The following is a 20,386-nucleotide window of genomic DNA, read 5'->3' as shown; positions in this document are numbered from 1 at the left end:
ATCGACAGTCCAGGCAGCATCAAGCTAGCGTCTGCCTGACTGCGGATCTGAAGCGCAACCATTCCATGGTGATAAGCAGCAGACTAGAAAAGACGATGAAAATTGTTGCAAGCGCAGCGACCGTAGGCGTAATGTTTTCGCGAATTCCGATGAACATCTGAAGCGGGAGCGTTCCCTGTGTCGGGCCTGCGATGAACATGGTGATCACGACATCGTCCAGTGACGTCGCGAATGCAAATAGCGCGCCGGAAATAACGCCAGGTGCAATAATCGGCAAAGTGACGGCGAAAAACGTCCTCACGGGTGACGCACCCAGGCTCAGGCTTGCCCTGACATAGTTCTGGTTATATCCGACAAGCGTGGCATTGACCGTGACCACGACGAACGGCGCAGCGATCACCACATGTCCGAAAACCAGTCCCAGGTACGTTCCGGCCAACCCCCAACGAGCAAACAGGAGATACATTCCGACACCGGTGACGATGACCGGAACAATCATCGGAGAAATGAGGACCGCAACCAGCAAACCCTTTCCCTTAAACGTTGCCTTGTTCAACCCCAATGCTGCAAGTGTTCCAAGAACGGTCGCGACTAGCGTCGCGATCGGTGTCACGATAAAGCTATTGGCGCCTGCACGGGCCCAGTCCGCAGACGTGAACAAATGGTGATACCACTTGAATGTGAACCCGTGTATCGGATAAACAAGAAATGAGTTCTCATTGAACGATAGTGGAATGATCGCGAGTATCGGCAAGATCAGAAACAACAGAACCAGGACATTCGTCGACCGCAGGACGTAATGCCACGCGACTTCCGTCGTGGACATGTAGGGTGCGAAACGCGGCATGATAGTCTTCATGATGTTAGGCCACCTTCATCTCTGTACCGACGATCTTCCGGTAGAGCCCAAAGAGGATCAGTGTCACCAGAAGCAGGACCGCTCCGAGCGCACACGCCATCCCCCAGTTCAGGGCCACGTTGGTGAAATATGCGATGTAGTAGCTGACCATCTGGTCGCCCGCACCGCCAAGCAGCGCCGGGGTGATGTAGTAACCCAGCGCAGTAATAAACACCAGAAGCCCTCCTGCTCCGACGCCGGGCAAGGTCTGCGGCACGTACACTTTCCAGAACGCGCCGAACGGGTGACTTCCCAGAGAAATCGCCGCCTTCGTGTAACTCGAAGGAATGGACTTCATGACGCTGTAGAGCGGCAAAATCATAAACGGCAAAAGGATATGGGTCATCGCGATCAGAACCCCTGTTCTATTGAACAGAAGCGACAATGGCGTCGAAATCGCGTGGAGTGCCATCAATGCCTTGTTGACGAGACCTTCCCCCTGGAGGAGTACTATCCATGCGGAGATTCGCACGAGAATCGACGTCCAAAATGGGAGAAGCACGAGGATCATCACGAGATTTGCCTTTCGAGCCGGCAAAATCGAGATCCAATAGGCAAGCGGATAACCCAACAACATCGTCGTGAGGGTAACGAGTCCGCTGATCGCGAAGGTTCGCATGAACACTGCGCGATATGCGGAGGCGCCCCTTTCGACTGGTACCATCCGCCCATCCGAATTCTCACGATAGTCGATCGTCGCAAGGAGAAATTGGGCGGTGTATCGAGACGATTCGTTGGCTATTGCGTGCCAGTAACTCGCGTCGCTCCAGCGAGGATCGATTTCAATCAGGCGCTTCTTCATTTCCTGTACGGGAATCGCCGCGTCGTTATCGCCGAAAGGCAATGCGCTGGTTGTCTTGTAGAACAATGACCGGAATCCGTCCTTTTGGCCATTCAGCCGACCGGCCGCCGATCCGGAGTCGTTGTTTCCACCATTTCGTTCCACATCGAGCGCCAGCGCCCGATAGGCCTCATCGGGAACAGGCGACCGACCATCCCATTGTCGCAACGCTGCGGTAGTCTTTGGCAGCGCGTCGACCACTTCGGGACTCTGAATCGATCGTGAGATCATCGACGCCACCGGCATCACGAAAACCACCAGGATAAACAGGGCGAGCGGCGCCACCAGCGCCACTGCCACCGACTCCTTACGGAATTGTACGGATCGAAGCGACCGTTTAAGCTGGCGCGCGTGCTCACTCTGCTGCCGCGAAGTTAAAGTGCTCATACTTCTCTCCTCTTCACTTCGCCGCCCACGCGGTAAAACGTTGTTCGAGCGCGTCGCCGTGATCTGTCCAGAAGTCGACACTATTGGCGATAGCTGTTTTTCCGTTTTCAGCTGAGTTAGGAAGCGCCCCCAGTTCCGCCGCGTCGAGCATTTTGAGTGCGGCCTTGTTGGTCGGACCATATGGGATCTTCCGCGCAAACGTGGCCTGAGGCTGGGGCTTGAGCACGTACGAAATATACTTTTGAGCTGCGTCCTTATTCTTCGATCCCTTCGGAATAACGAAATAGTCCAGCTCGTAAATGCTCTGATCCCACGCGATGCCGAGATTTTTGTTCCCCGCACGCTTGGCTGCGTCGATACGCCCGTTATAAGCCGTCGACATAGCCACATCGCCCGCAATCAGGAACTGGGGAGGTTGAGCGCCTGCCTCCCACCACTGGATATAAGGCTTGAGTTCATCCATTTTCTTGAATGCACGATCGACACCCGCAGGCGTACCGAGTACGGTGTAAACGTCCTTCGGAGCCACGCCGTCAGCCATCAACGCAAACTCCAGGTTATAGCGAGCCTCTTTCTTCATGCCGCGCTTTCCGGGAAATTTCTTGACGTTCCAGAAATCCTTCCAGCCTTGCGGTGTGCCTTTGGTAAGCGCGGGGTTGTATGCAAGTACCGTCGACCATACAAACGTTCCGGCTGCGCAAGGCGTGACAACGCCGGCCATCAGGTCGACTTTGTTAGCGATTTTCGACCAATCGAGTCTCTCGAAGAGACCATCCTGGCACCCACGACCGACGTCCGCCGCCTCTACCTCCAATACATCCCACGTGACGTTCCCGGCATCCACCATCGCTTTCACTTTCGCCATATCGCCCGTATACGGAATGGCATTCGTAGCAATACCGCTCTCCTTCGCGAACGGTTCCACCCATGCCGCCTTTTGAGCGTCGCCAGCCGCCCCACCATAATTGACGGTCACCAGCCCGTCGGCGAAAGCCGTACCCGACATGGACACCAACAACGCAGCGCAGATTACTTTAGAACTGGATTTCATTGTCTCCTCCTGTTTTGCGGCTTAAATTAGCGAGATCAGTTCAAAATCTTCAGGTGGTCTTCCCGGAACGAAAGCGCAATTCGATTCCCATTGCGAACATGAGACTGCCAATCGTGCTCAAGAGGCACCTTGACGAAGCACTCTGCTTCTCCAGGGCCACGGCAACGCAGTCGAACGTGGTCGCCAAAATAAATTGCATCGAGCGTTTCGGTTTCGATAACGTTTCCTCCGCCCGTCAAGAACTGCGATTCGACAGACAGCCGTTCCGGTCGGATTACCGCCGTCGCCTGATTACCGACGTCAGCGGAACCAGCGTTCAGCGCGCGGACAATAGTCCCGTCGGCAAGCCGGAAATCGCAATAACTGCCGTCTCGCGCGACGACCGTGCCGCTTACGCGGTTGTTGTCGCCAATGAAATTCGCGACGAAGAGATTAGTTGGTGACTCGTACAGACGATCCACGGTATCGAGTTGCTGGATCACGCCCTGGTCGAACACTGCGACACGGTCTGACATCGTGAGCGCTTCACTCTGGTCATGCGTGACATAGACGAAAGTCAGCCCAAGTTCCTCATGCAATGCCTTCAGCTCGAGCTGCATGTGTTCGCGTAACTGTTTGTCGAGCGCGCCGAGTGGCTCGTCCATCAGGACGAGCTGCGGATTGAAAACCAGCGCACGAGCTAAAGCGACACGCTGCTGCTGGCCTCCGGAGAGCTGACTGGGCATCCGCTTGCTCAGTTTCTCCATTCCTACCATTGCGAGTGCTCGCTTTACCCTTGTGTCTCGTTCGTTCGGTGGAATTTTCCGAACCTTGAGTGGGTACTCCAGATTCTGCGCGACCGTAAGATGAGGAAAGAGCGCGTAGTTCTGAAACACCATGCCGATATTGCGCTTATGCGGCGGAATTCGATTCAGCAGCTGATCGTCGAGCCAGATCTCACCATCGGTTGGGTACTCGAAGCCTGCGAGCATCATTAGACAGGTCGTCTTTCCGGAGCCGGATGGGCCGAGCAACGTCAAAAACTCGCCTTTCCGGATATCAAGATTCAGGTCCTTGACAACTAACGTCTCGCCGTCATACGTCTTCTTTACGTGACGGAAACTTACGAGAGCACTGGTCTGATCCCGCATGGCTGTCTCCAATATAAGAATATTTACTTCCCGCCGGTTCTATTACACGGCGGGCGTGCTTCAAATTAAGTGACTTGGCGAAGCGGCACCGTCTCAGTGTTATGGGGCTCGTTTTGCACCACACTTCGCATTGGAATTTTCGATTCCTCGCGTTACTCGACGAAGAGAAACACCTAGCTGGGCAAATATTCTTCGGCCCAGCTATCTCCCACAGCATGTCGTGCCATGAGCGTCGCGATCTCGGCGTCGCTATATCCGTACTCGAGCAGGACTGCACGGGTCGACGCACCGAATTTCTCGGCCGGCGACATCGCGCGAATACGGGCGTGACGTGGGCGGATCGCGAAAGGGTCGAGCTGCGTGACACACCGGCCGCTCGGATGGTTCGCATAGATGCTGAACGAATAGCTACCGTTATCGGTACCGGGACGATCGTCGCAAGGCCTGCTGTTGTTCCGGCGCAGATTGACAATGTTGTCAGGCACCGCCGCGGCGACGTTTGCAGCCTGCAATCGGGTCTGCCAAGTTTCGGCAGAGGCAGTGTCGAGTGCCGATGTGAGAAATGCGGCGGAATCCTTCGAAATCGCGATCCCGCTCAGGCCTTCCACCCGATCTAGCTTGTCCAGCTCGCTTTCGCTGGTGTCCACATAAATCCAGTTGTCAGCTGCGCGGAAGAATCGGGACATCGGACCAGTGCCGCTTACTTCGCGGCCGGATGGCTCATCGAACGGAGGCCGATTCTCAAAATCGTGAGAGAACGGAATCTGCACCAGATTGCCAAGGGCCGATAGGGAAGTTCTCGCACGCCCGACCTCGCCCGTTTTGGCTTTGCGATACAGTGCGGCTGCGACCCCCAGCGCGGCTGCAAATCCGCACATCACGTCGATGGTGCCGACATGGGCATGTTCTTCCGGCGTCTGCATCCCGCCGCCGAATCGCACCATGATGCCAGTGCACGCCTGGACCAGATCGTCGTAGCCGAGATAGTCGGTCCGCGGCCCACGTCGCGGCCCCCCAAAACAGTCGAGCTGGCAAAAGATCACGCCCGGATTAATGGAGCGCAGACTTGCCTCGTCCAGCCCCAGCGGGGCCAATTGACGATCCGGGGCATTCATCACGATCACATCGACGGATCGCGCGAGACGATTGAACACCTCACGCCCATCCGGATGACTCAGATCGACAAGCACGCTTCGCTTTCCACGGGCAGAAGACATCCCGAAGACCACAGTGTTCCACGGATCATAGTTCGGCACGACGGGGTCGAGTTTGATGACGTCGGCGCCGAATCGGCCGAGAAACGAAGTCGAATGCGGCCCAGCAATCACGTTTGTCAAATCGAGAATGCGCACCCCGTCGAGCCACCCCTTCGAACGCTGCTCCGACTGGGGCGGCAGTTCGTCGCTCTGTTGCTCATTCAGGATGTTCACCGCATCCTGGAACGTCACCGGACGGCGAGACACAGGTGAGAGCATGGATTCTGCGCAATCTTCGAGCCACGCGATCGGTCCCGGCTGCTTCATCGCGCCGTATTCGATGTCGTCGACGTTCACGACCAAGCCAGCAGCATTGGCATGTTCGTCATGCAACCACTCCTGCGTGGTCCGGTGCGCCGCGCCTGGGAATCCTCCTTCACCGAAAATCTTTTCCCACTCAGCCGCGGTTTTCGTGCGAAAGACTTCCGCCATGCGCGCCGAAATGCGCTTCGCCCAATGTTCGGGCAACGGATAGACTCCCAGCGACGCATCCCCTTCCCACTCGGAAATCGGCAGGTACGGATCGTCGACTCGCGGCAAGCCGGCCGCCAGCATCTCTTCATACAACCCCATCGCCTGTAGACAGCGCCGCGCGTGTGAACGATGCGATGGGCACACAGCGTAAAACTTGCGACCGTCGGCACACTCATACGTCCGGTAGAACGGATCCAGATATTCTTGCAGCGCTTCGTACGTCAAATCCATCGGGAGATGATTCGAACGGCGTCGCTCGATTTCCTTTTCACGCAGAGTCTTGTACCGCTCAGGATAGTTTTCGATATGGATCGAGTTGTAGGAGAGTCCTTCCATGACTGCCGAGGCTAGCGGAACTTCAATTTCATCGCCCACGCCGGTGTGCTGTCTCGCCTGCAATGCCAACGCGACAGACGAGACCCCAAGCATGGTGCCGTAGGCGGATGCGAGCGGCAAAGGCGAGAAACTTGGGTTGACCCCCATCAGGACCCGGTTCTGCCCCATATCTGTAAACACGCCTGACGCGGAGGCGATAATCGGCTCGAAAGCACGCCATTCGCGACGCAACTGATCGTTGCTGGCAAAACCAGGCATCGAAAGCGTGATCAGTTGCGGTCGTTCTTCACGCAACTTCGCGAAGTCGAGACCAAGGTTCTCCATCACTCCCGGCCGGAAGTTTTCGATGACGATGTCCGCGCGGCGGATGAGATCTTGAGCTTCTTCCAGGCCTTTCCCGGTCTTCAGGTCGAGCCGTAAGCAATACTTATTACGGTTCAGCACCGCATTGGCCGGACTATCCCAAAGCGGCCCATTGGGAGGGTCGACATGAATGACGGTAGCACCAAGATCCGCGAGAATCATCGCAACGGCAGGCCCCGCAATGTACTGGCCGAAATCGATAACTTTCACGCCGCTGAACGGCAATTGTTTGCTCTTTCCCATAATCTGCCGAGTTGCCTCCAGACTGGTCGCGCTGCGCGACTGTCGATCATCATGTTGTGAGTGACTCCGGTGACGGTCGGCCTCTGCATCGATACGCGGGGGCTGGCGGTCAAACCGGATGGAGGCAACTTTCGGCCAGATGACGTGTTGGGTAAAGCAATAAAAAAACGGTAATGGGTACGTTTTTTTTATGCCTCAGATGAGCGAACGGACAGACGGGAACCGGCCAGATGCACGGCCTCACCTCCGCAATGCCGCCTCGCGGTCAATACCGCGTGTGCGCTTCCTGGGCCTGTGCACTTAGCCATGAGACAAATGCAGCTGCATGGGGGTTAACGATGGTGTGAGGGGAGTACACCAGGTAGAACGCCTCACTGGTCGGAAGACTTGGCTTTAGCGGCGCGATTAGTTGCCCGGAGCCCAGCATGCGCTCAACAAGTGATGATCTCGCGAGTGCAACCCCTTGCCCGAGTTCAGCGGCCTTCAGTGCGGAAATCAGCGTGTCGAACTGCATCCCCTTCGACGAATCGACTTTCGAGGCACCGGCCTTTTTGAGCCAATATCCCCAACCCTCCTCGTAACCCAACACATGGAGTAGTTCGTGATGCGCGAGATCCTTTGGCGACGAGAGAGGCGCCTTCGGAGAAGGTAACCCCGGCGCGCAAACTGGCAGCAGCGTGTCCCAGGTCAATCGCTCGGCACGCAGGCCTGCCCATTTTCCATGCCCGTAGCGGATCTCCAGATCGGCCTCCACATCAGTGACGCTGCTATCACCTCCCCAAATATTGCTCGTGATGCGCAGATTGACGTCCGGATGTCGTTTGCGAAAATCCGGCACGCGCCATGACAGCCAGTGCGTGTAAAACACCAGGCTCACGCGTACCGTCAGCACTTTCAGGTGTCCCTGCCCAAAAATTTCATCGGTGGCCGCAGCAAGCCGCTCAATTGCTTCATGAACGACCGGCAAATATGCGAGTCCCGCTTCGGTCAATTCGATGCCGCGCGCCAGGCGCTTGAACAACGCCGTCCCTAGTTGAGATTCCAGACCTTTCACCTGCTGACTCACAGCAGCCTGGGTCAGGTTCAATTCGGTTGCCGCATGGGTGAAACTCAGGTGTCGGGCCGACGATTCAAACGCACGTAGCCAGTTGAGAGGTGGTAATCGTTTCATCTTGCGAATCGTCGTGTGGATTGAGAGGAAGCCAGAAATATTTGTATTCTATTGCTTCAACAGCCCCTCTCGTCCCATACAACGTTGATAAGGAAAGCCTCAGTCGAGGCAAACGAAAGCGGTGCGGGTAGGTCAATAAGAATGAATCGCTGTTCAGATTACTGAATAATGATCGCATGAATCCCCAAAATGTCCAGACGGTCTGGCCACACATCCACTCGCTGACGGTGCTAGCCGTGACCGGCAGCTTTACGGCTGCAGCACAGCGACTCGGCATCAGCAAAACGGCGATGAGTCAGCGTATCGCAGATCTGGAGGAGGCGGCTGGCGTGCCGCTCGTGCGTCGTACGACGCGCAGCGTGCGGCTCACAGAAGCTGGGCAAACGCTCGTCGACAGCACACGCGATGCCTACGAAACGATCGAGCGGAATTTCGCGCGCGTGAAAGACGTGGCCGGTGAGCCGCGCGGCCTTGTACGCGTGACGGTGCCGGTCGCACTCGGCCGGGCAGCAGATCGTGCCTCTGTTTCCAGCGTTCCTTGAGCGGTATCCCGGCGTGCGTATCGAACTAGAACTGTCGGAACGGATTTTTTCGCTGTCGCAGGAGGGTTTTGATCTCGCGATTCGTCATACGACGACTGCGCCGCAGACGCACGTCGCATGGACGCTCTGCGAGACGCGCTCGCTGCTCGTCGCGAGCCGCGACTATCTCGCCCGACGCGGTACGCCGACGCATCCGAACGATCTGACCGATCACGACTGCCTGTGCTACCTGCGCGGCAACGAGCCGACCGCATGGAGCTTCGAGTCGAGCGGCCGGGGGCGAGCACGGGTAAGCGTGCCGGTACGTGGCTGCTTCGCGGCAAACAATAGCGAGGTAATGCGGGAGGCGGCGTTGGGCGGGCTGGGCATCGCACTCTTGCCAGACCTCAGCGCGCGGCGCGACGTCGATGTCGGCAATCTCGTGCCGCTGCTCAGCTCATGGCACCCGTCCGGCGCTTTCGGAAATAGAATCTTCGCCATCCGACCGTATAGCCCGATCGTACCGAGCGCAGTACGCGCACTGGTGCAATATCTGCGAGAGCGATTATCTGGGGGCTTTTGCTAACGCTGATCAACTACGGAAGAATGTAAGCGGCCGTTCCGGCACACGGAGCGGTGCCTTATGGGCAGTTGAGGAGCGAGCGTAGCCGCGTCGTGGCGATCGTGAATCGACCGGCGATGTTGGCGTAGATGCAGTGGAAGTAAGTCAGCCAGTTTTTGCTTTGGCCTGCTGCTGTCGGGCGTAATTGAATGGCAGCAGATCCGTGACGTCGGCTTCGGGCGCGCTGCTGCGGCTCGGTGAGCACGTGCAGGGATAGTCACACGGCGCGACGCCGCAGGCCCGGCACGTCAACACAAGGCCGTAGAAAGAGATTTTAGCGCCCGCTCCTTCATATTAAGATCGGCTTCAACATGAGCTAACGTCAATAGTGGTGTACGAACATTTTGATGGCGGTCGATTTCAAGCGGCGAGTTTCTGCTGAACCGGTCGATCGTCTTGCACCGGTTCGCCGTCCTTGAAGGCAACGCCCTCGAGCAACAGCTTGATCTTTTCCGGGCCGTTGATACGGCGCCAGGTTTTCTCGGCTTCCTCGATCAGCTTGAATGCCAGTCCGAGGAAGGTCGGTCGCGACACGCGGACCTGTCCGGCATTTTGTGGGTGAGGCATATCATGAGAGGTAAAAATCATGGATATGCCGATGAAGAAGAAACGTACGGTGGCGTCTCAGGCAGCGGCCCGAGGGCCGCTGCCTGAACTGCCCAAGGCGCTGCTGGACGAACTGGTCAAGGGACCGATGACGCCGGCCCAGGTGCAGGATCTGATGCTGGCGTTCAACAAGGCGGTCATCGAACGCGCGATGGGTGCCGAGATGAACCTGCATTTGGGCTACCCGCCGGGCCAGTCCAAACCAGCCGGGCAAGCCAACGAGCGCAACGGCGCCAGTGGCAAGACCGTTATCACGGATCGCGGCCCCGTGCGCGTGGAGGTGCCCCGCGACCGTGACGGCAGCTTCGAACCCATCCTGATCCCCAAACACGAACGCCGCTTCACCGGATTCGACGAGCGCATCATCGCGATGTACGCGCGCGGCATGAGTGTGCGCGAGATTCAGGCCTTTCTGGCCGAAAGCTACGGCACCGAGGTATCGCCCGATTTCATCAGCTCGGTCACCGATGAGGTGATGGCCGAAACGCTGCTCTGGCAGAGCCGTCCGCTCGATGCGATGTACCCGGTGGTGTTCTTCGACGCCCTGCGCGTCAAGATCCGCGACGACGGCGTGGTCAGCAACAAGGCCGTCTATCTGGCACTGGGCATTCAGGCGGATGGTCAGCGCGATGTATTGGGCCTGTGGATCGAGCAGACCGAGGGCGCGAAGTTCTGGCTCAAGGGGTTCAACGAACTGAAGGTCCGTGGCTGCCAGGACATCCTGATTGCGGTGGTCGACGGCCTGAAGGGACTGGCCGATGCAATCAGCACCGCTTACCCCCGCACGGCCGTGCAGACCTGCATCGTGCATCTGATCCGCAACAGTCTGGATTACGCCAGCTACAAGGACCGCAAGGCCCTTGCCGCGGCACTGCGGCCGGTCTACTCCGCCGCCAGCGAGCAGGCCGCGCAGCAGGCGCTGCAGGCGTTCGCGGACGGCCCATGGGGCCTAAGATACCCAATGATCGTGCAGTCATGGCAGCGCGCATGGGAGCACGTCACGCCATTCTTCGCGTTTCCACCGGAGATCCGGCGCGTTGTCTACACAACGAATGCCATTGAGAGTCTGAACATGCAGTTGCGCAAGATCATCAAGACTCGTGGCCACTTCCCGAATGACGAGGCAGCCATCAAGCTGCTCTGGCTGGCGCTACGCAATGTCCTGGCAAAGTCCGTTCGTGCCGCCTTCGACTGGAAGTCGGCGATGAACCAGTTTGCTATCCTGTTTGGCGACCGATTCACGCAGGCGCGCGGGTAACGATTCCTTTAACCGCCTCGCCCACAAAAATGCGGACAGGTTCCGACACGCAGTTATGCGTACGTGTCGTGCGATGACGCACCATCGCGAACGTCGATTCAATTCAGGGAATTCGTAAAACGCGAGCAAGCTCTACCGGTCCTTCTTCAACATCTCGGTCGCCTTCGGATATTTGGCCGCATAGATCGCAACGAAACGATCGAACGCAGCGTGCGCGTCGGCGCGGGTCGCAGCCATCCAGATCGATTGCATGTCGGCCTTCGCGCGTGCCTGTTGCGACTTGGGCAGCGCGTTCAGTGCGTTGCCCATCTTGTGAAACCAACAGCGCTGGCCACGCGTCGCCGGGAACACCTCTTCCAGCGCCGCCCAGAAGCCCATTGCGCCGTCGCCGACTGCCAGCCGTGGGCCTGCCTTCAGACCGCGCTTTTTCAGGTCGAGCAGCAGCTCCAGACACGACGCTTTCGTCTCGCGATACCCATCGCCGATCGCCACACGTTCTTTGCTTCCGTCCGGTTTCACGCCGATGATGACCAGCAAGCATTGCCCATCGGAGTTCTCGCTGCGCAGCCCCATGTGAATGCCGTCGACCCACCAATAGACGTAGTGCGACTCAGACATGTCACGCCGGCTCCAAGCCACATGCTCGTCGGCCCACTGCGCCTTCAGTCGGCTCACCACGATGGCCGACAAGCCCTTGGCGTCATCGCCCAGCAGCACGCTCAACGCTTCGCCCATGTCGCCCGTCGAGATGCCCTTCAGATACAGCCAGGGCAGCGCTGCGCTCACGCGAGGCGACTTCCTCACATACGGCGGCACGATCGTCGAATTGAACTTCACGCCCGACCCCGATCGATCGCGCACCTTCGGCACCTTCACCGCAATCGGCCCGGCGGCCGTCAACACCTCGCGCTCTGGCAAGTAGCCGTTGCGCACCACGGCGCGTTGCCCGTGCAACGTCTTGACGTTCGCGAACCGCTCCATCAGCTCTGCCAACTCCGCTTCGATCGCTTGCTGAATCACCTGCCGCGCTCCCTGGCGAACCAATTCGTCCAGACCAAGCCCGACTCCCGATAGACCGACGACTGCTTTTTCCGTATCCTTGCTCATAGTGGATGGTTTGATTTTTGCTGGTTTCCGACTTCGACAATCAGATTCTTAGCTGAAACCTCCACCGCCTTCAACTTCCCGCCTCAACTCCCCCTTACACCACTTCCGACTTTAGCTCCCTTGAACCCGACTTCTTACCCTGAACTGAACGATCATCAGTATTACACTGACGAGACCATAGAGTAACGTCGAAACGAATGCGGCCTGGAGCAGCGACTGTGGAGCGTATGTCGATATAAGTTGCGAACAACGGAGCAGCTCGTTGTAAGGAATGATGTACCCGAGAGAAGTATCCTGAACAATGGCCAGCAACTGGCCAATCAGTGCAGGCATCATCCTGCGAATTGCCTGGGGAAGAATGATGTAATGCATCGACTTCACCTGACTCATCCCGATTGAGAGGGCGGCCTCCCCTTGCCCCCGCGGCACGGAAAGGATACCTGCCCTGACTATCTCAGCCATCAGCGCCGAGTGATGCAGGGTCAGCGCGATGACCAGAAACGCAATGGCGGGCCACGCCACACCAATGGTTGGCAGAAGAACCGCCATAAATAGGATCAGCAGCAACAGCGGAACCGCGCGAAAAGCCGAGATAAAGACTTCCGCGATCTTTTTGACAATGGGCTGATCGGAGACCCGCATCAGCGCAATCGGTATCGAGAAGGCGAACGAGAGAATTCCGCTGATCGCTGCGACCAACAGCGTGGCTTCCAGACCGGTCAGGAGAAAACTCCACACCTGAGTGTTCAGAAAGACCGCCCACCGATCGTGATCGAACTGCCCTCTCTGATACAGCCTATATAAAACTGAGGAGGACAGCGCCACGACGAAGGCCCCTCCCCCGACGGCATACCACCGGTTTCTCACGATCCCGATGGGGCCCGGTGGCTCGTACAGCAATCTGGTTTCATTCATCGTACAAACGCCGCCCTTTGTTCAATTGCCTTGAAGATCCACCCGGTTGGTACGGTAAGTACCAGGTAAGAGGCCGCCGCCCCGAGGAACCACAACCATTGAGCAGTTTCGACATTGATGATCTGTGACGTAGCGGTAATTTCCAGAACTCCCGCAACGGCCGCAATGGATGTCGTCTTGATGTGGACAATGATGATCCCGCTCAGCGATGGAATGACCGAGCGAACAGCCTGAGGGATCACGATGAAATGCAGGATCTGCGCGAACGACATACCGACGCTCCGCGCTGCCTCTATCTGACCTGTCGCAATCGAACCCACTCCCGCCCTGATCGCCTCCGATATCCACGCTGCGGTATAGAGGCCGAGCGCCAGCACTGAAGAAGAGAATTCGGAGTACATAAAGCCAAGCTTGGGAAGGCCCCACACGATCATGACGAGAAGCGCGAGGATCGGCGTCGCGCGCATCGCTTCGACGTAACACCAGGCGAAACAGCGCAGTGGTGGCGAGGGACATATCCGCATGATCGCCAGCAAGACGCCGACGACGAATGCCAGGATGACTGAACAGAAAGAAAGTTCGAGGGTGACGCCTATCCCTTGTACAAACCGAAAAACATAATCCCAGAACATACCCGAATCCCTCTCCGGAGTCGGCCCGGCTGAGTTCCTGGCCAGCCAGGCCAACGATGCATCGCGATTAATACCGCTCGATGGTGGGAACCTGCGCTTCGCCGAAGTCCCTCAGGTCTTTGTCGTACATGCTCTGCCATTGACCGGACTTGATCATGGCCTCGAGTTCGCCGTTGATCCAGTTCCTGAACTGCACGTCATCGTGCTTCACAACGATACCGTACGGCTCTTTGGTAAACGGCTTGCCAAGAATCCTCAGGTGATCCGGCTGCAGTTTCAAAAACGGAACCAGAACCGCGCCATCGTCAGTCAGAGCGGCGAAGCGACCATCGGAGACGGCCTCGGCGCAGCTCTTTTCATCCGTCAGAGAGTGAATCTCAGCCTTTGGTGCCACCTTGAGCAGATTCGCGCCCGAATCTGTGCCCGTTACGACGCACACCGTTTTGCCATTGAGGTCACTCAGGCTGTGTATGTCACTGTTCTTGCCAACCATGACGTCCTGACCAGCCAGATAGTACGGTCCGGCGAATCCGATGATTTTCTTGCGTTCGTCGTTGATGGTGGCGGTGGCTAGAGCGATATCAACCCGTCCGGTTTGTACGAACGCGAACCGGTTTGCGCTCAGCACGGGAACGAATTCGACGTTGTTTTCCGAGCCCGTCAGCCTCTTGGCCAGCTGCCGCGCAATATCGATCTCGAAGCCCTCTGCCTTGTTGGTCGTTGGGTTCAGCAACGAAAAGCCAGGGCCATCGAGAGACGTCCCCACGACAACCTTGCCCTTCTTCTGTATTGCGTCCATGGTCGAGCCGGCCGGGAATGTTTCACCCGAGGCTACCGCCGACAAGGTCAGTCCCACTGCTAACAACGCGACAATTGCCTTCAGCTTTACTACTTTCATTTGAGTATCTCCAATCTCGTTATCATGGGCTTCAGCCGTTAGTGGTTACTTTGATCTCCTGCAGTGCTAGCCACGCCCCTCCTTCTGAAAATTAGTGACTTAAAATCTTCGACAGGAAATCCTGCGCCCTATCGGACTGCGGTGATTTGAAAAACACCCCGGGACGACCCTCCTCGATAATTCGCCCATCGTCCATGAAGACGACGCGGTCGGCGGCTTTATTTGCAAAACCCATCTCATGAGTAACCACAATCATGGTCATACCGTTATTCGCGAGTTCGACCATCACATTCAACACCTCGGACACCATTTCTGGATCAAGCGCAGAAGTCGGTTCATCGAACAGCATGACTCTCGGTTTCATCGCCAGCGAACGCGCCAACGCGACCCGCTGTTGTTGGCCGCCCGAAAGTTGCGCGGGGTATGCGTTCTCCTTTTCGGCGATCCCGACCTTCCTGAGCAAGTCGCGCGCGTCCGCCTCCGCCTCTTCGGGTGACCGCTTGAGGACCTTGACAGGGCCTATTGTTATGTTTTGAAGAACGGTCAAATGAGCGAATAGATTAAACGACTGGAAGACCATGCCGACTTCTGATCGGAATCGTGCCAAAGCCCTCCCTTCTTTCGGCTGGATTTGGCCAGCGATGCTGATCTCACCCCTGTCGATTGTCTCCAGCCTGTTTATGCATCTGCACAGCGTGGATTTACCGGACCCGGAGGGTCCAACAATAACGACAACTTCGCCGGGCATAACCTCAAGATTGATGTCATGCAGGACTTGCTTTGTCCCGAAGAATTTGCTTACAGCCCGGATAGAAATGAGAGGAATGTTCGTGACTTTCGACATTGCAACCTCGACTTGTGCATGATTCACACGTACTTCAGCTTGAAGTCACACGACAGTTGACCCACCGCAGACCCGTTGCAGTTGCGCAGTACGGGTTCGCGCCATTCCTGGAGTTCACTGGTGGTTTCGGCATCCAGAATGCCCAGCTGTCGCATGACCTCGATCGTCACCGCGTAGGCAGTCGGGTAGTCACCGCTACCGACCTTAAGCGCGATACCCAGGCCGTGCGCTCGAGCACCCACACAGCGCACGCCCTGCGCTCCCGTCTTGCTCACCCACTTTCCGCGCCCGGCTCGAGTCAACACGTTGTCGGCACGTCCACTGCCCGAATACATCTCAGGCCAGTTCATCATGGCGTCCGCCAGCGTGGCCATGCCTCTCTCCAATTCGTCGGCGTCCCTGCGTGCGGCGCTAAAGCGCGCCCAGATCTTTGCGAGGCGGGACAGCGGCAACCCGATATTCGGTGCACTACATCCGTCCGTCCCGTACCAGAAGTGGATCGGGCTAGTCTCCGAGAGGTCACTCACCACCTTGACGATTTCACGTTGCAAAAAGTGCGACGGGTCAAGGTAGTCGTCTATGGAGTACCCACCCATCTGGCAATAGGCCAGAAACCCGGCGTGTTTGCCGGAGCAGTTATTGTGTCTCTGGTCCATGACGAAGCCGGGTGGCGCGGCTTCGCCATTGAGAAATCGCTCTGGCATATGGCAGCCGCAACGAAGATCCTGCTCGGTGCAGTCCGCCTTTGCGAGCATGTCTGAGACCGCGTGGACGTGGACGTCTTCGCCCGAGTGGCTCGCACACATCAGCGCTGTCTGCTGCTCCGTGAAGCCGAACTTCTGGATGCCCCCCGCCAGGGTGAAGGGTAACGCCTGAAACGGTTTCAGTGCAGATCGCGAAAACGTGTAGGCGGCCGGATCGCCCGCATATGCAATGAGCCGGCCAGTGGTGTCGACGACCGCGACGGAACCGCTGTGAACGCACTCAATGTGATCGTTACGTTTCGCCACGGTAAGTGGCTCGTGATTGAACTTCATCGCTTATCCGGTTATGTAACCTGATGATGTGCACCCGATACGCCCCTCCCGAAGAGCGGATCAGGCCTATCGTCCCAATTGGGAACGCCGCAAATGCCAGAAAAAATTGCCGGATGGCACCATGCTGGAGCTTTCCTCTATCGCCATGTAGTACTAACTATTGCAGAATTTCAATAAAGCGGCTTAACCAACATATTTTGACAGTGAACCAACTGTTAGCAAGCTCAGGATAACCCTCGTCATTAATATAATAGGCATCCTAAGCGTGCCACTGATAATTGAAAATTCTTAATTTTCCAGCCGACATGAATTTCCGCTCGGAACATGGAAGTCCTTTCGCAGCGTTCTCACGTCGACGACGATGCATCCGCTCTAGGCTGACAACAACAGGCCGGTCTTGAGTGCCGTTTGCGTAGCTATCTTGGCAAGCCATTTTCCGCTCGTGGCATAGTGGCGGTTTTCCACCGCGTATAGCATGCCTCCGTACTGCGATGACAAAACCGTCACGCAATCGCTTATCGGGTCGATCACTTCGACCACAGGCTGGCCAGCCTCAACGACCGTACCAGGTTCTACCAGAAACACGACGACGCCCGCGTGAGGTGTGTACAGGTTTTCGGACCCGCTCAGCGGCGTTGCGGGATAATTCAGTTCTGGTTGAGGCGGTGCTCCGCAGTCAGCAACGACGCCGCGGTGACGCAGGAAATCGAGAATTGCTTCAGCGTCCTGGCGCGCTACTGCGTGGTTGACGTCGGCTTGTCCGCGCAGCTCGACAGTGACGGCGAGGCAGCCCGGTTCGATCGCGGCTTTGAGCCCATCGGCGTCGGCCAGCGCTTGCAGTTCCCACCACGGGCGGCAGCACGCCTCGTCGAACGGGTCGCCGCCTGCCTGGGCGCACAGCAACTGCGCGGACGATCGCAGATAGCGCGCTAGCGGCTCGCAGGACTTCCACAACGGCGTGCCGGTGTAAACATGCAGCACAGCGTTGAAATCGCAATGCAGATCGAGCACGACATCGGCGTCGATAGCGAGGCACATCAACTGTTGACGCAGGCTCGACAATTCGGTTCGAACTGTCATCTCATGAACCGCCTCCCGAAGCGCGACACGGATCAAGCGCGTATTGTTCTGGCGGTCGCTGCTCAACTGCGACTTGATTCGCGGATAAATCTTCGTTGCCAGTTCGGGATACGACCTGTTGAAATTTTCTCCCGATGCAAGTTCGAACCGGCCGAGCTGTTGGCCGAGCAACGTCTGGTCATGCCCGATTGGGTTAGCTTGCGGCACGAGCACGATTTCACCGCGCACGTGGCCCGCGGCTTCCAACGTTTTGAGTGCGCTTTTCAGATGCCACGTCACCAGCATGCCGGGAAGTTCGTCGGCATGCAGTGAGGCCTGGATATACACTTTTTCGCCAGTTTCAGCGTGACCGAAATGGAAACTTGTCAGCTGGTGGGTCGCACCCAGGCTGGGTGAGAGAAGGGGGTAATCGCGTCGTTGCATGGTGGTGCTCACATGATGTGCCTCATCGGACACGCGTGGGCTCTGAAACCGGATCAGCCCCAGCGTATGGCGGCTTATTCCTTGGCGCCGTAAACGTCGAAGTCGAAGTATTTTTCTTCGATCTTCTTGTACGTGCCATCCTTGAGCATGCCGGCGATAGCGCCATCGATCCTGGCCTTCAGGTCGGTGTCTTCCTTGCGCAGACCGACCGCAGTGCCGTGACCGAGCGTCTTCTCATCCTCGATTGCCGGGCCAGCAAGGCTGAAGTCTTTCGCGGCCGGCTTTTTCAGGAAGCCGTTCTTCGCCATCACGGTGTCCTGCAGCGAGGCGTCGAGACGGCCCGCAAGCAGGTCCTGTTCGACCAGGTCCTGGTTCTTGTACGACACGATATTGACGCCCTTGGGTTCCCAGTACGTCTTGCCAAACGTCTCTTGCGTCGTGCCCTGCTCTACGCCCACGTTCTTGCCCTTGAGTGATTCGGCGGTCGGAAGGAGCCCGCTACCGGTCTTGGCGACCAGATTGGTCGGGTCGTGGAAGAGCTTGGTCGAGAAGTCGATTTCCTTCATGCGCTTCTCGGTCTTCGACATCGACGACAGCACGCCGTCGAACTTGCGGGCCTTGAGCGCCGGAATCATGCCGTCAAAATCGCTTTCCACCCACACGCACTTGGCCTGGATGCGCCTGCAGATTTCATTGCCAAGATCGACGTCGAAGCCGACAACTTTCCCGTCCGGCGCCTTGTACTCGAACGGAGCGTAGGTTGGATCCACGCCAAAGCGGACTTCCGCCCAGTCCTTGGCGGCAGCGCCCATCGAAGCGCTCAGCAAGGCGATAGACAACGGGATAAGGACCTTCTTCATCGACAATCTCCTGTGTATTGGTGTCATGCACGGCTGGGGCTGGCCACGCATTCTTACCGGTTGTTGGCGGATCTGACATAAGAATTTTTACCGTGTTGCCTTTGTGATGCATTTTGTGTCATCCTGCGTGCCGGAACTTGTCAGGAGAGAGCCGGCCAGGTTACAAGTTGGCCATTCCCATTCGCACGAGACACTCCATGTCGAGCAATTCCACGGCTCTCTATGAGTCTCCCGTGATGCGCCATATCGCCGTGGTTCGTCCGCGCTTGCCGCCAGCGCTCGGTAGGGTGGCGGATTACTTGTTGCGACATCCCCTCAAGGCAGCCACGCTGACCATTGAAGAACTGGCTGCCGCGACCCAAACCTCTCCCGCCGCAGTCAACCGGCTCGCGCGCGCGCTCGAGCTTGGTGGCTATTCCGGACTGAAAGCCGCACTGGTGGGCACGTTGCAGGAAGTCGTGTCGCCGGTCGACAAGCTGCGTGTTGAACTGGCCCAACGCCCATCCGGCGTGTTCGGGCTGCAAGAGCAGCTCAGGACGACGCAGGCCAACCTGGCTGCCGTCGAGAATCCGAATCCGGAGCAGGTATTCGAAAGCATCGTCGCTACGCTGGTCGAGGCTCGGCGCATCTATGTTCTGGGCTTTGGCAACAGCTCATACCTTGCCGGCATGGCTGCGGCCAATCTCGTTCCGTTTTGTGCGGACGCCATCGCCATCTGCATGGAGGGAGGTAATGAACACGCGGCCTACCGTCTGGCGATGATCGGTGCGAGCGACGTGCTGCTGGCGATTTCGCTACCGCGGTATTCGCTTGATACCGTACGACTCGCACGTTTCGCGAGGGACCGTGGCGCGAAGGTGGTGGCAATTACCGACTCTCCGGCTTCCCCGCTGGCTCAGATTGCAAATGAGGTTCTGTATGCGCCAGTCGAGCACCCGGTATTGACCAGTTCCAACGTGGCTGCGTTAACAATCATCGAAGGACTGGTTGCGGCCGTCATTGCGCGCAATAAGGAGGCAGTCGGTCTCGCCGCAGAGTTGACCGAAAGCGTCCTGTCCTATCTCCACGTATCCACGGCTGACGGTGACAGCAAGCGTAAATAGGTTGGCTTGCTCACAATCTCCACGTCCGTGTTCGACTCGTTCAGCTGCCGCAGCCATATCGCGACGCGTTCGCCCCAGCTCCACAAGGAAATATCGCGGGAAACAACTATGCGTCCGGCCTCCGGATCACTTTCCACCAGTTCAAGTTCCTTTGCTTTCGTGGCAGCAAGCGTGGCGGCCCTTGTAGGGTGCTGCGTAGATGGGACCCCGATGGAGTCAGGAGCAGATTGGCCGCACACAAACTTCGGATTACTTCTCAATTTCTGCGCACCGTGTGACCGCCGCGCGACAGACTTCGGCCCTGACCTGGCTTTGCGGATTGAAGTCTCG

15 protein-coding genes and 4 pseudogenes are annotated in these 20,386 nt (G+C 57.5%); 3 read left to right on the top strand and 16 right to left on the bottom strand.

Annotated features, from left to right (window positions below; all coding sequences use genetic code 11):
- Positions 1-19: 19 nt before the first annotated feature.
- The 6 genes from NH14_RS02745 to gcvA form a co-directional block, all read right to left on the bottom strand.
- On the bottom strand, positions 20-859 hold the full coding sequence (locus NH14_RS02745; protein ID WP_035521699.1) for an ABC transporter permease: 840 nt from the start codon (positions 857-859) through the stop codon (positions 20-22).
- Positions 860-863: 4 nt separating this feature from the next.
- Positions 864-2,126 (bottom strand): ABC transporter permease, encoded by a 1,263-nt coding sequence (locus NH14_RS02740; protein WP_035521701.1) that lies wholly within the window; start codon positions 2,124-2,126, stop codon positions 864-866.
- A gap of 13 nt (positions 2,127-2,139) precedes the next feature.
- Positions 2,140-3,177 carry an ABC transporter substrate-binding protein gene (locus NH14_RS02735; RefSeq protein WP_035521703.1) on the bottom strand — a complete coding sequence of 346 codons (1,038 nt, stop codon included), beginning with the start codon at positions 3,175-3,177 and terminating at the stop codon, positions 2,140-2,142.
- 35 nt (positions 3,178-3,212) lie between these two features.
- Positions 3,213-4,307, bottom strand: coding sequence for an ABC transporter ATP-binding protein (locus NH14_RS02730; protein WP_035521704.1), 1,095 nt, complete (start codon positions 4,305-4,307; stop codon positions 3,213-3,215).
- 173 nt (positions 4,308-4,480) lie between these two features.
- Positions 4,481-6,979, bottom strand: a complete 2,499-nt coding sequence (locus NH14_RS02725; protein WP_035521706.1) for a CoA transferase — start codon at positions 6,977-6,979, stop codon at positions 4,481-4,483.
- A gap of 265 nt (positions 6,980-7,244) precedes the next feature.
- Positions 7,245-8,150, bottom strand: coding sequence for a transcriptional regulator GcvA (gene gcvA / locus NH14_RS02720; RefSeq protein WP_035521708.1), 906 nt, complete (start codon positions 8,148-8,150; stop codon positions 7,245-7,247).
- Positions 8,151-8,326: 176 nt separating this feature from the next.
- On the opposite strand from gcvA, the pseudogene NH14_RS02715 reads away from it, so the two are divergent.
- Positions 8,327-9,257, top strand: a pseudogene (locus NH14_RS02715) (LysR family transcriptional regulator).
- A 141-nt stretch (positions 9,258-9,398) separates the two neighbouring features.
- On the opposite strand, the pseudogene NH14_RS02710 reads toward NH14_RS02715, so the two are convergent.
- A pseudogene (locus NH14_RS02710) lies at positions 9,399-9,557 on the bottom strand (transposase domain-containing protein); the annotation flags it as partial.
- 96 nt (positions 9,558-9,653) lie between these two features.
- Positions 9,654-9,827: pseudogene (locus tag NH14_RS02705) on the bottom strand (IS256 family transposase); the annotation flags it as partial.
- A 58-nt stretch (positions 9,828-9,885) separates the two neighbouring features.
- Between NH14_RS02705 and NH14_RS02700 the strand changes: the two are divergent.
- A complete protein-coding gene (locus NH14_RS02700) occupies positions 9,886-11,157 on the top strand; it encodes an IS256 family transposase (RefSeq protein ID WP_407947124.1) in 1,272 nt (423 codons plus the stop codon).
- Between the two features lie 7 nt (positions 11,158-11,164).
- Here the strand turns inward: NH14_RS02700 and NH14_RS02695 are convergent.
- The 8 genes and pseudogenes from NH14_RS02695 to NH14_RS02660 form a co-directional block, all read right to left on the bottom strand.
- A pseudogene (locus tag NH14_RS02695) lies at positions 11,165-12,264 on the bottom strand (IS256 family transposase); the annotation flags it as partial.
- 111 nt (positions 12,265-12,375) lie between these two features.
- Positions 12,376-13,179: an amino acid ABC transporter permease gene (locus NH14_RS02690; RefSeq protein ID WP_052148386.1), complete on the bottom strand. Its 804-nt coding sequence runs from the start codon at positions 13,177-13,179 to the stop codon at positions 12,376-12,378.
- Positions 13,176-13,811 (bottom strand): amino acid ABC transporter permease, encoded by a 636-nt coding sequence (locus tag NH14_RS02685; RefSeq protein ID WP_035531416.1) that lies wholly within the window; start codon positions 13,809-13,811, stop codon positions 13,176-13,178. Before NH14_RS02685 ends, NH14_RS02690 begins: the two co-directional genes overlap by 4 nt.
- Positions 13,812-13,878: 67 nt before the next feature.
- Positions 13,879-14,709, bottom strand: a complete 831-nt coding sequence (locus NH14_RS02680; protein ID WP_052148385.1) for a glutamate ABC transporter substrate-binding protein — start codon at positions 14,707-14,709, stop codon at positions 13,879-13,881.
- 91 nt (positions 14,710-14,800) lie between these two features.
- Entirely contained in the window at positions 14,801-15,553 is a 753-nt protein-coding gene (locus NH14_RS02675) for an amino acid ABC transporter ATP-binding protein (RefSeq protein WP_035531414.1), read from the bottom strand.
- A gap of 23 nt (positions 15,554-15,576) precedes the next feature.
- A complete protein-coding gene (locus NH14_RS02670) occupies positions 15,577-16,590 on the bottom strand; it encodes an asparaginase (protein ID WP_035531411.1) in 1,014 nt (337 codons plus the stop codon).
- Positions 16,591-16,962: 372 nt separating this feature from the next.
- A complete protein-coding gene (locus tag NH14_RS02665) occupies positions 16,963-18,105 on the bottom strand; it encodes a succinylglutamate desuccinylase/aspartoacylase family protein (protein ID WP_244143496.1) in 1,143 nt (380 codons plus the stop codon).
- A 62-nt stretch (positions 18,106-18,167) separates the two neighbouring features.
- Complete coding sequence (locus NH14_RS02660) at positions 18,168-18,953, bottom strand: ABC transporter substrate-binding protein (protein ID WP_035531410.1); 786 nt, start codon at positions 18,951-18,953, stop codon at positions 18,168-18,170.
- Positions 18,954-19,150: 197 nt separating this feature from the next.
- Between NH14_RS02660 and NH14_RS02655 the strand changes: the two genes are divergently transcribed.
- On the top strand, positions 19,151-20,056 hold the full coding sequence (locus NH14_RS02655; protein WP_035531408.1) for a MurR/RpiR family transcriptional regulator: 906 nt from the start codon (positions 19,151-19,153) through the stop codon (positions 20,054-20,056).
- Positions 20,057-20,386 lie beyond the last annotated feature (330 nt).

This window comes from Paraburkholderia sacchari, assembly GCF_000785435.2.
In the GTDB taxonomy this organism is placed as follows: Bacteria; Pseudomonadota; Gammaproteobacteria; order Burkholderiales; family Burkholderiaceae; genus Paraburkholderia; species Paraburkholderia sacchari.
Note: the sequence above shows the minus strand (reverse complement) of the source record. Positions and strands in the feature narration are given on the sequence as shown.

Bases quoted from the DNA above. Each gene is read 5' to 3' on its own strand.
- NH14_RS02685 (WP_035531416.1), bottom strand. From the start codon at position 13,811: ATGTTCTGGGATTATGTTTTTCGGTTTGTACAAGGGATAGGCGTCACC.
- NH14_RS02680 (WP_052148385.1), bottom strand. From the start codon at position 14,709: ATGAAAGTAGTAAAGCTGAAGGCAATTGTCGCGTTGTTAGCAGTGGGA.
- NH14_RS02730 (WP_035521704.1), bottom strand. From the start codon at position 4,307: ATGCGGGATCAGACCAGTGCTCTCGTAAGTTTCCGTCACGTAAAGAAG.
- NH14_RS02670 (WP_035531411.1), bottom strand. From the start codon at position 16,590: ATGAAGTTCAATCACGAGCCACTTACCGTGGCGAAACGTAACGATCAC.
- NH14_RS02700 (WP_407947124.1), top strand. From the start codon at position 9,886: ATGCCGATGAAGAAGAAACGTACGGTGGCGTCTCAGGCAGCGGCCCGA.
- NH14_RS02690 (WP_052148386.1), bottom strand. From the start codon at position 13,179: ATGAATGAAACCAGATTGCTGTACGAGCCACCGGGCCCCATCGGGATC.
- NH14_RS02725 (WP_035521706.1), bottom strand. From the start codon at position 6,979: ATGGGAAAGAGCAAACAATTGCCGTTCAGCGGCGTGAAAGTTATCGAT.
- NH14_RS02735 (WP_035521703.1), bottom strand. From the start codon at position 3,177: ATGAAATCCAGTTCTAAAGTAATCTGCGCTGCGTTGTTGGTGTCCATG.
- NH14_RS02675 (WP_035531414.1), bottom strand. From the start codon at position 15,553: ATGTCGAAAGTCACGAACATTCCTCTCATTTCTATCCGGGCTGTAAGC.
- NH14_RS02655 (WP_035531408.1), top strand. From the start codon at position 19,151: ATGTCGAGCAATTCCACGGCTCTCTATGAGTCTCCCGTGATGCGCCAT.
- gcvA (WP_035521708.1), bottom strand. From the start codon at position 8,150: ATGAAACGATTACCACCTCTCAACTGGCTACGTGCGTTTGAATCGTCG.
- NH14_RS02660 (WP_035531410.1), bottom strand. From the start codon at position 18,953: ATGAAGAAGGTCCTTATCCCGTTGTCTATCGCCTTGCTGAGCGCTTCG.
- NH14_RS02740 (WP_035521701.1), bottom strand. From the start codon at position 2,126: ATGAGCACTTTAACTTCGCGGCAGCAGAGTGAGCACGCGCGCCAGCTT.
- NH14_RS02745 (WP_035521699.1), bottom strand. From the start codon at position 859: ATGAAGACTATCATGCCGCGTTTCGCACCCTACATGTCCACGACGGAA.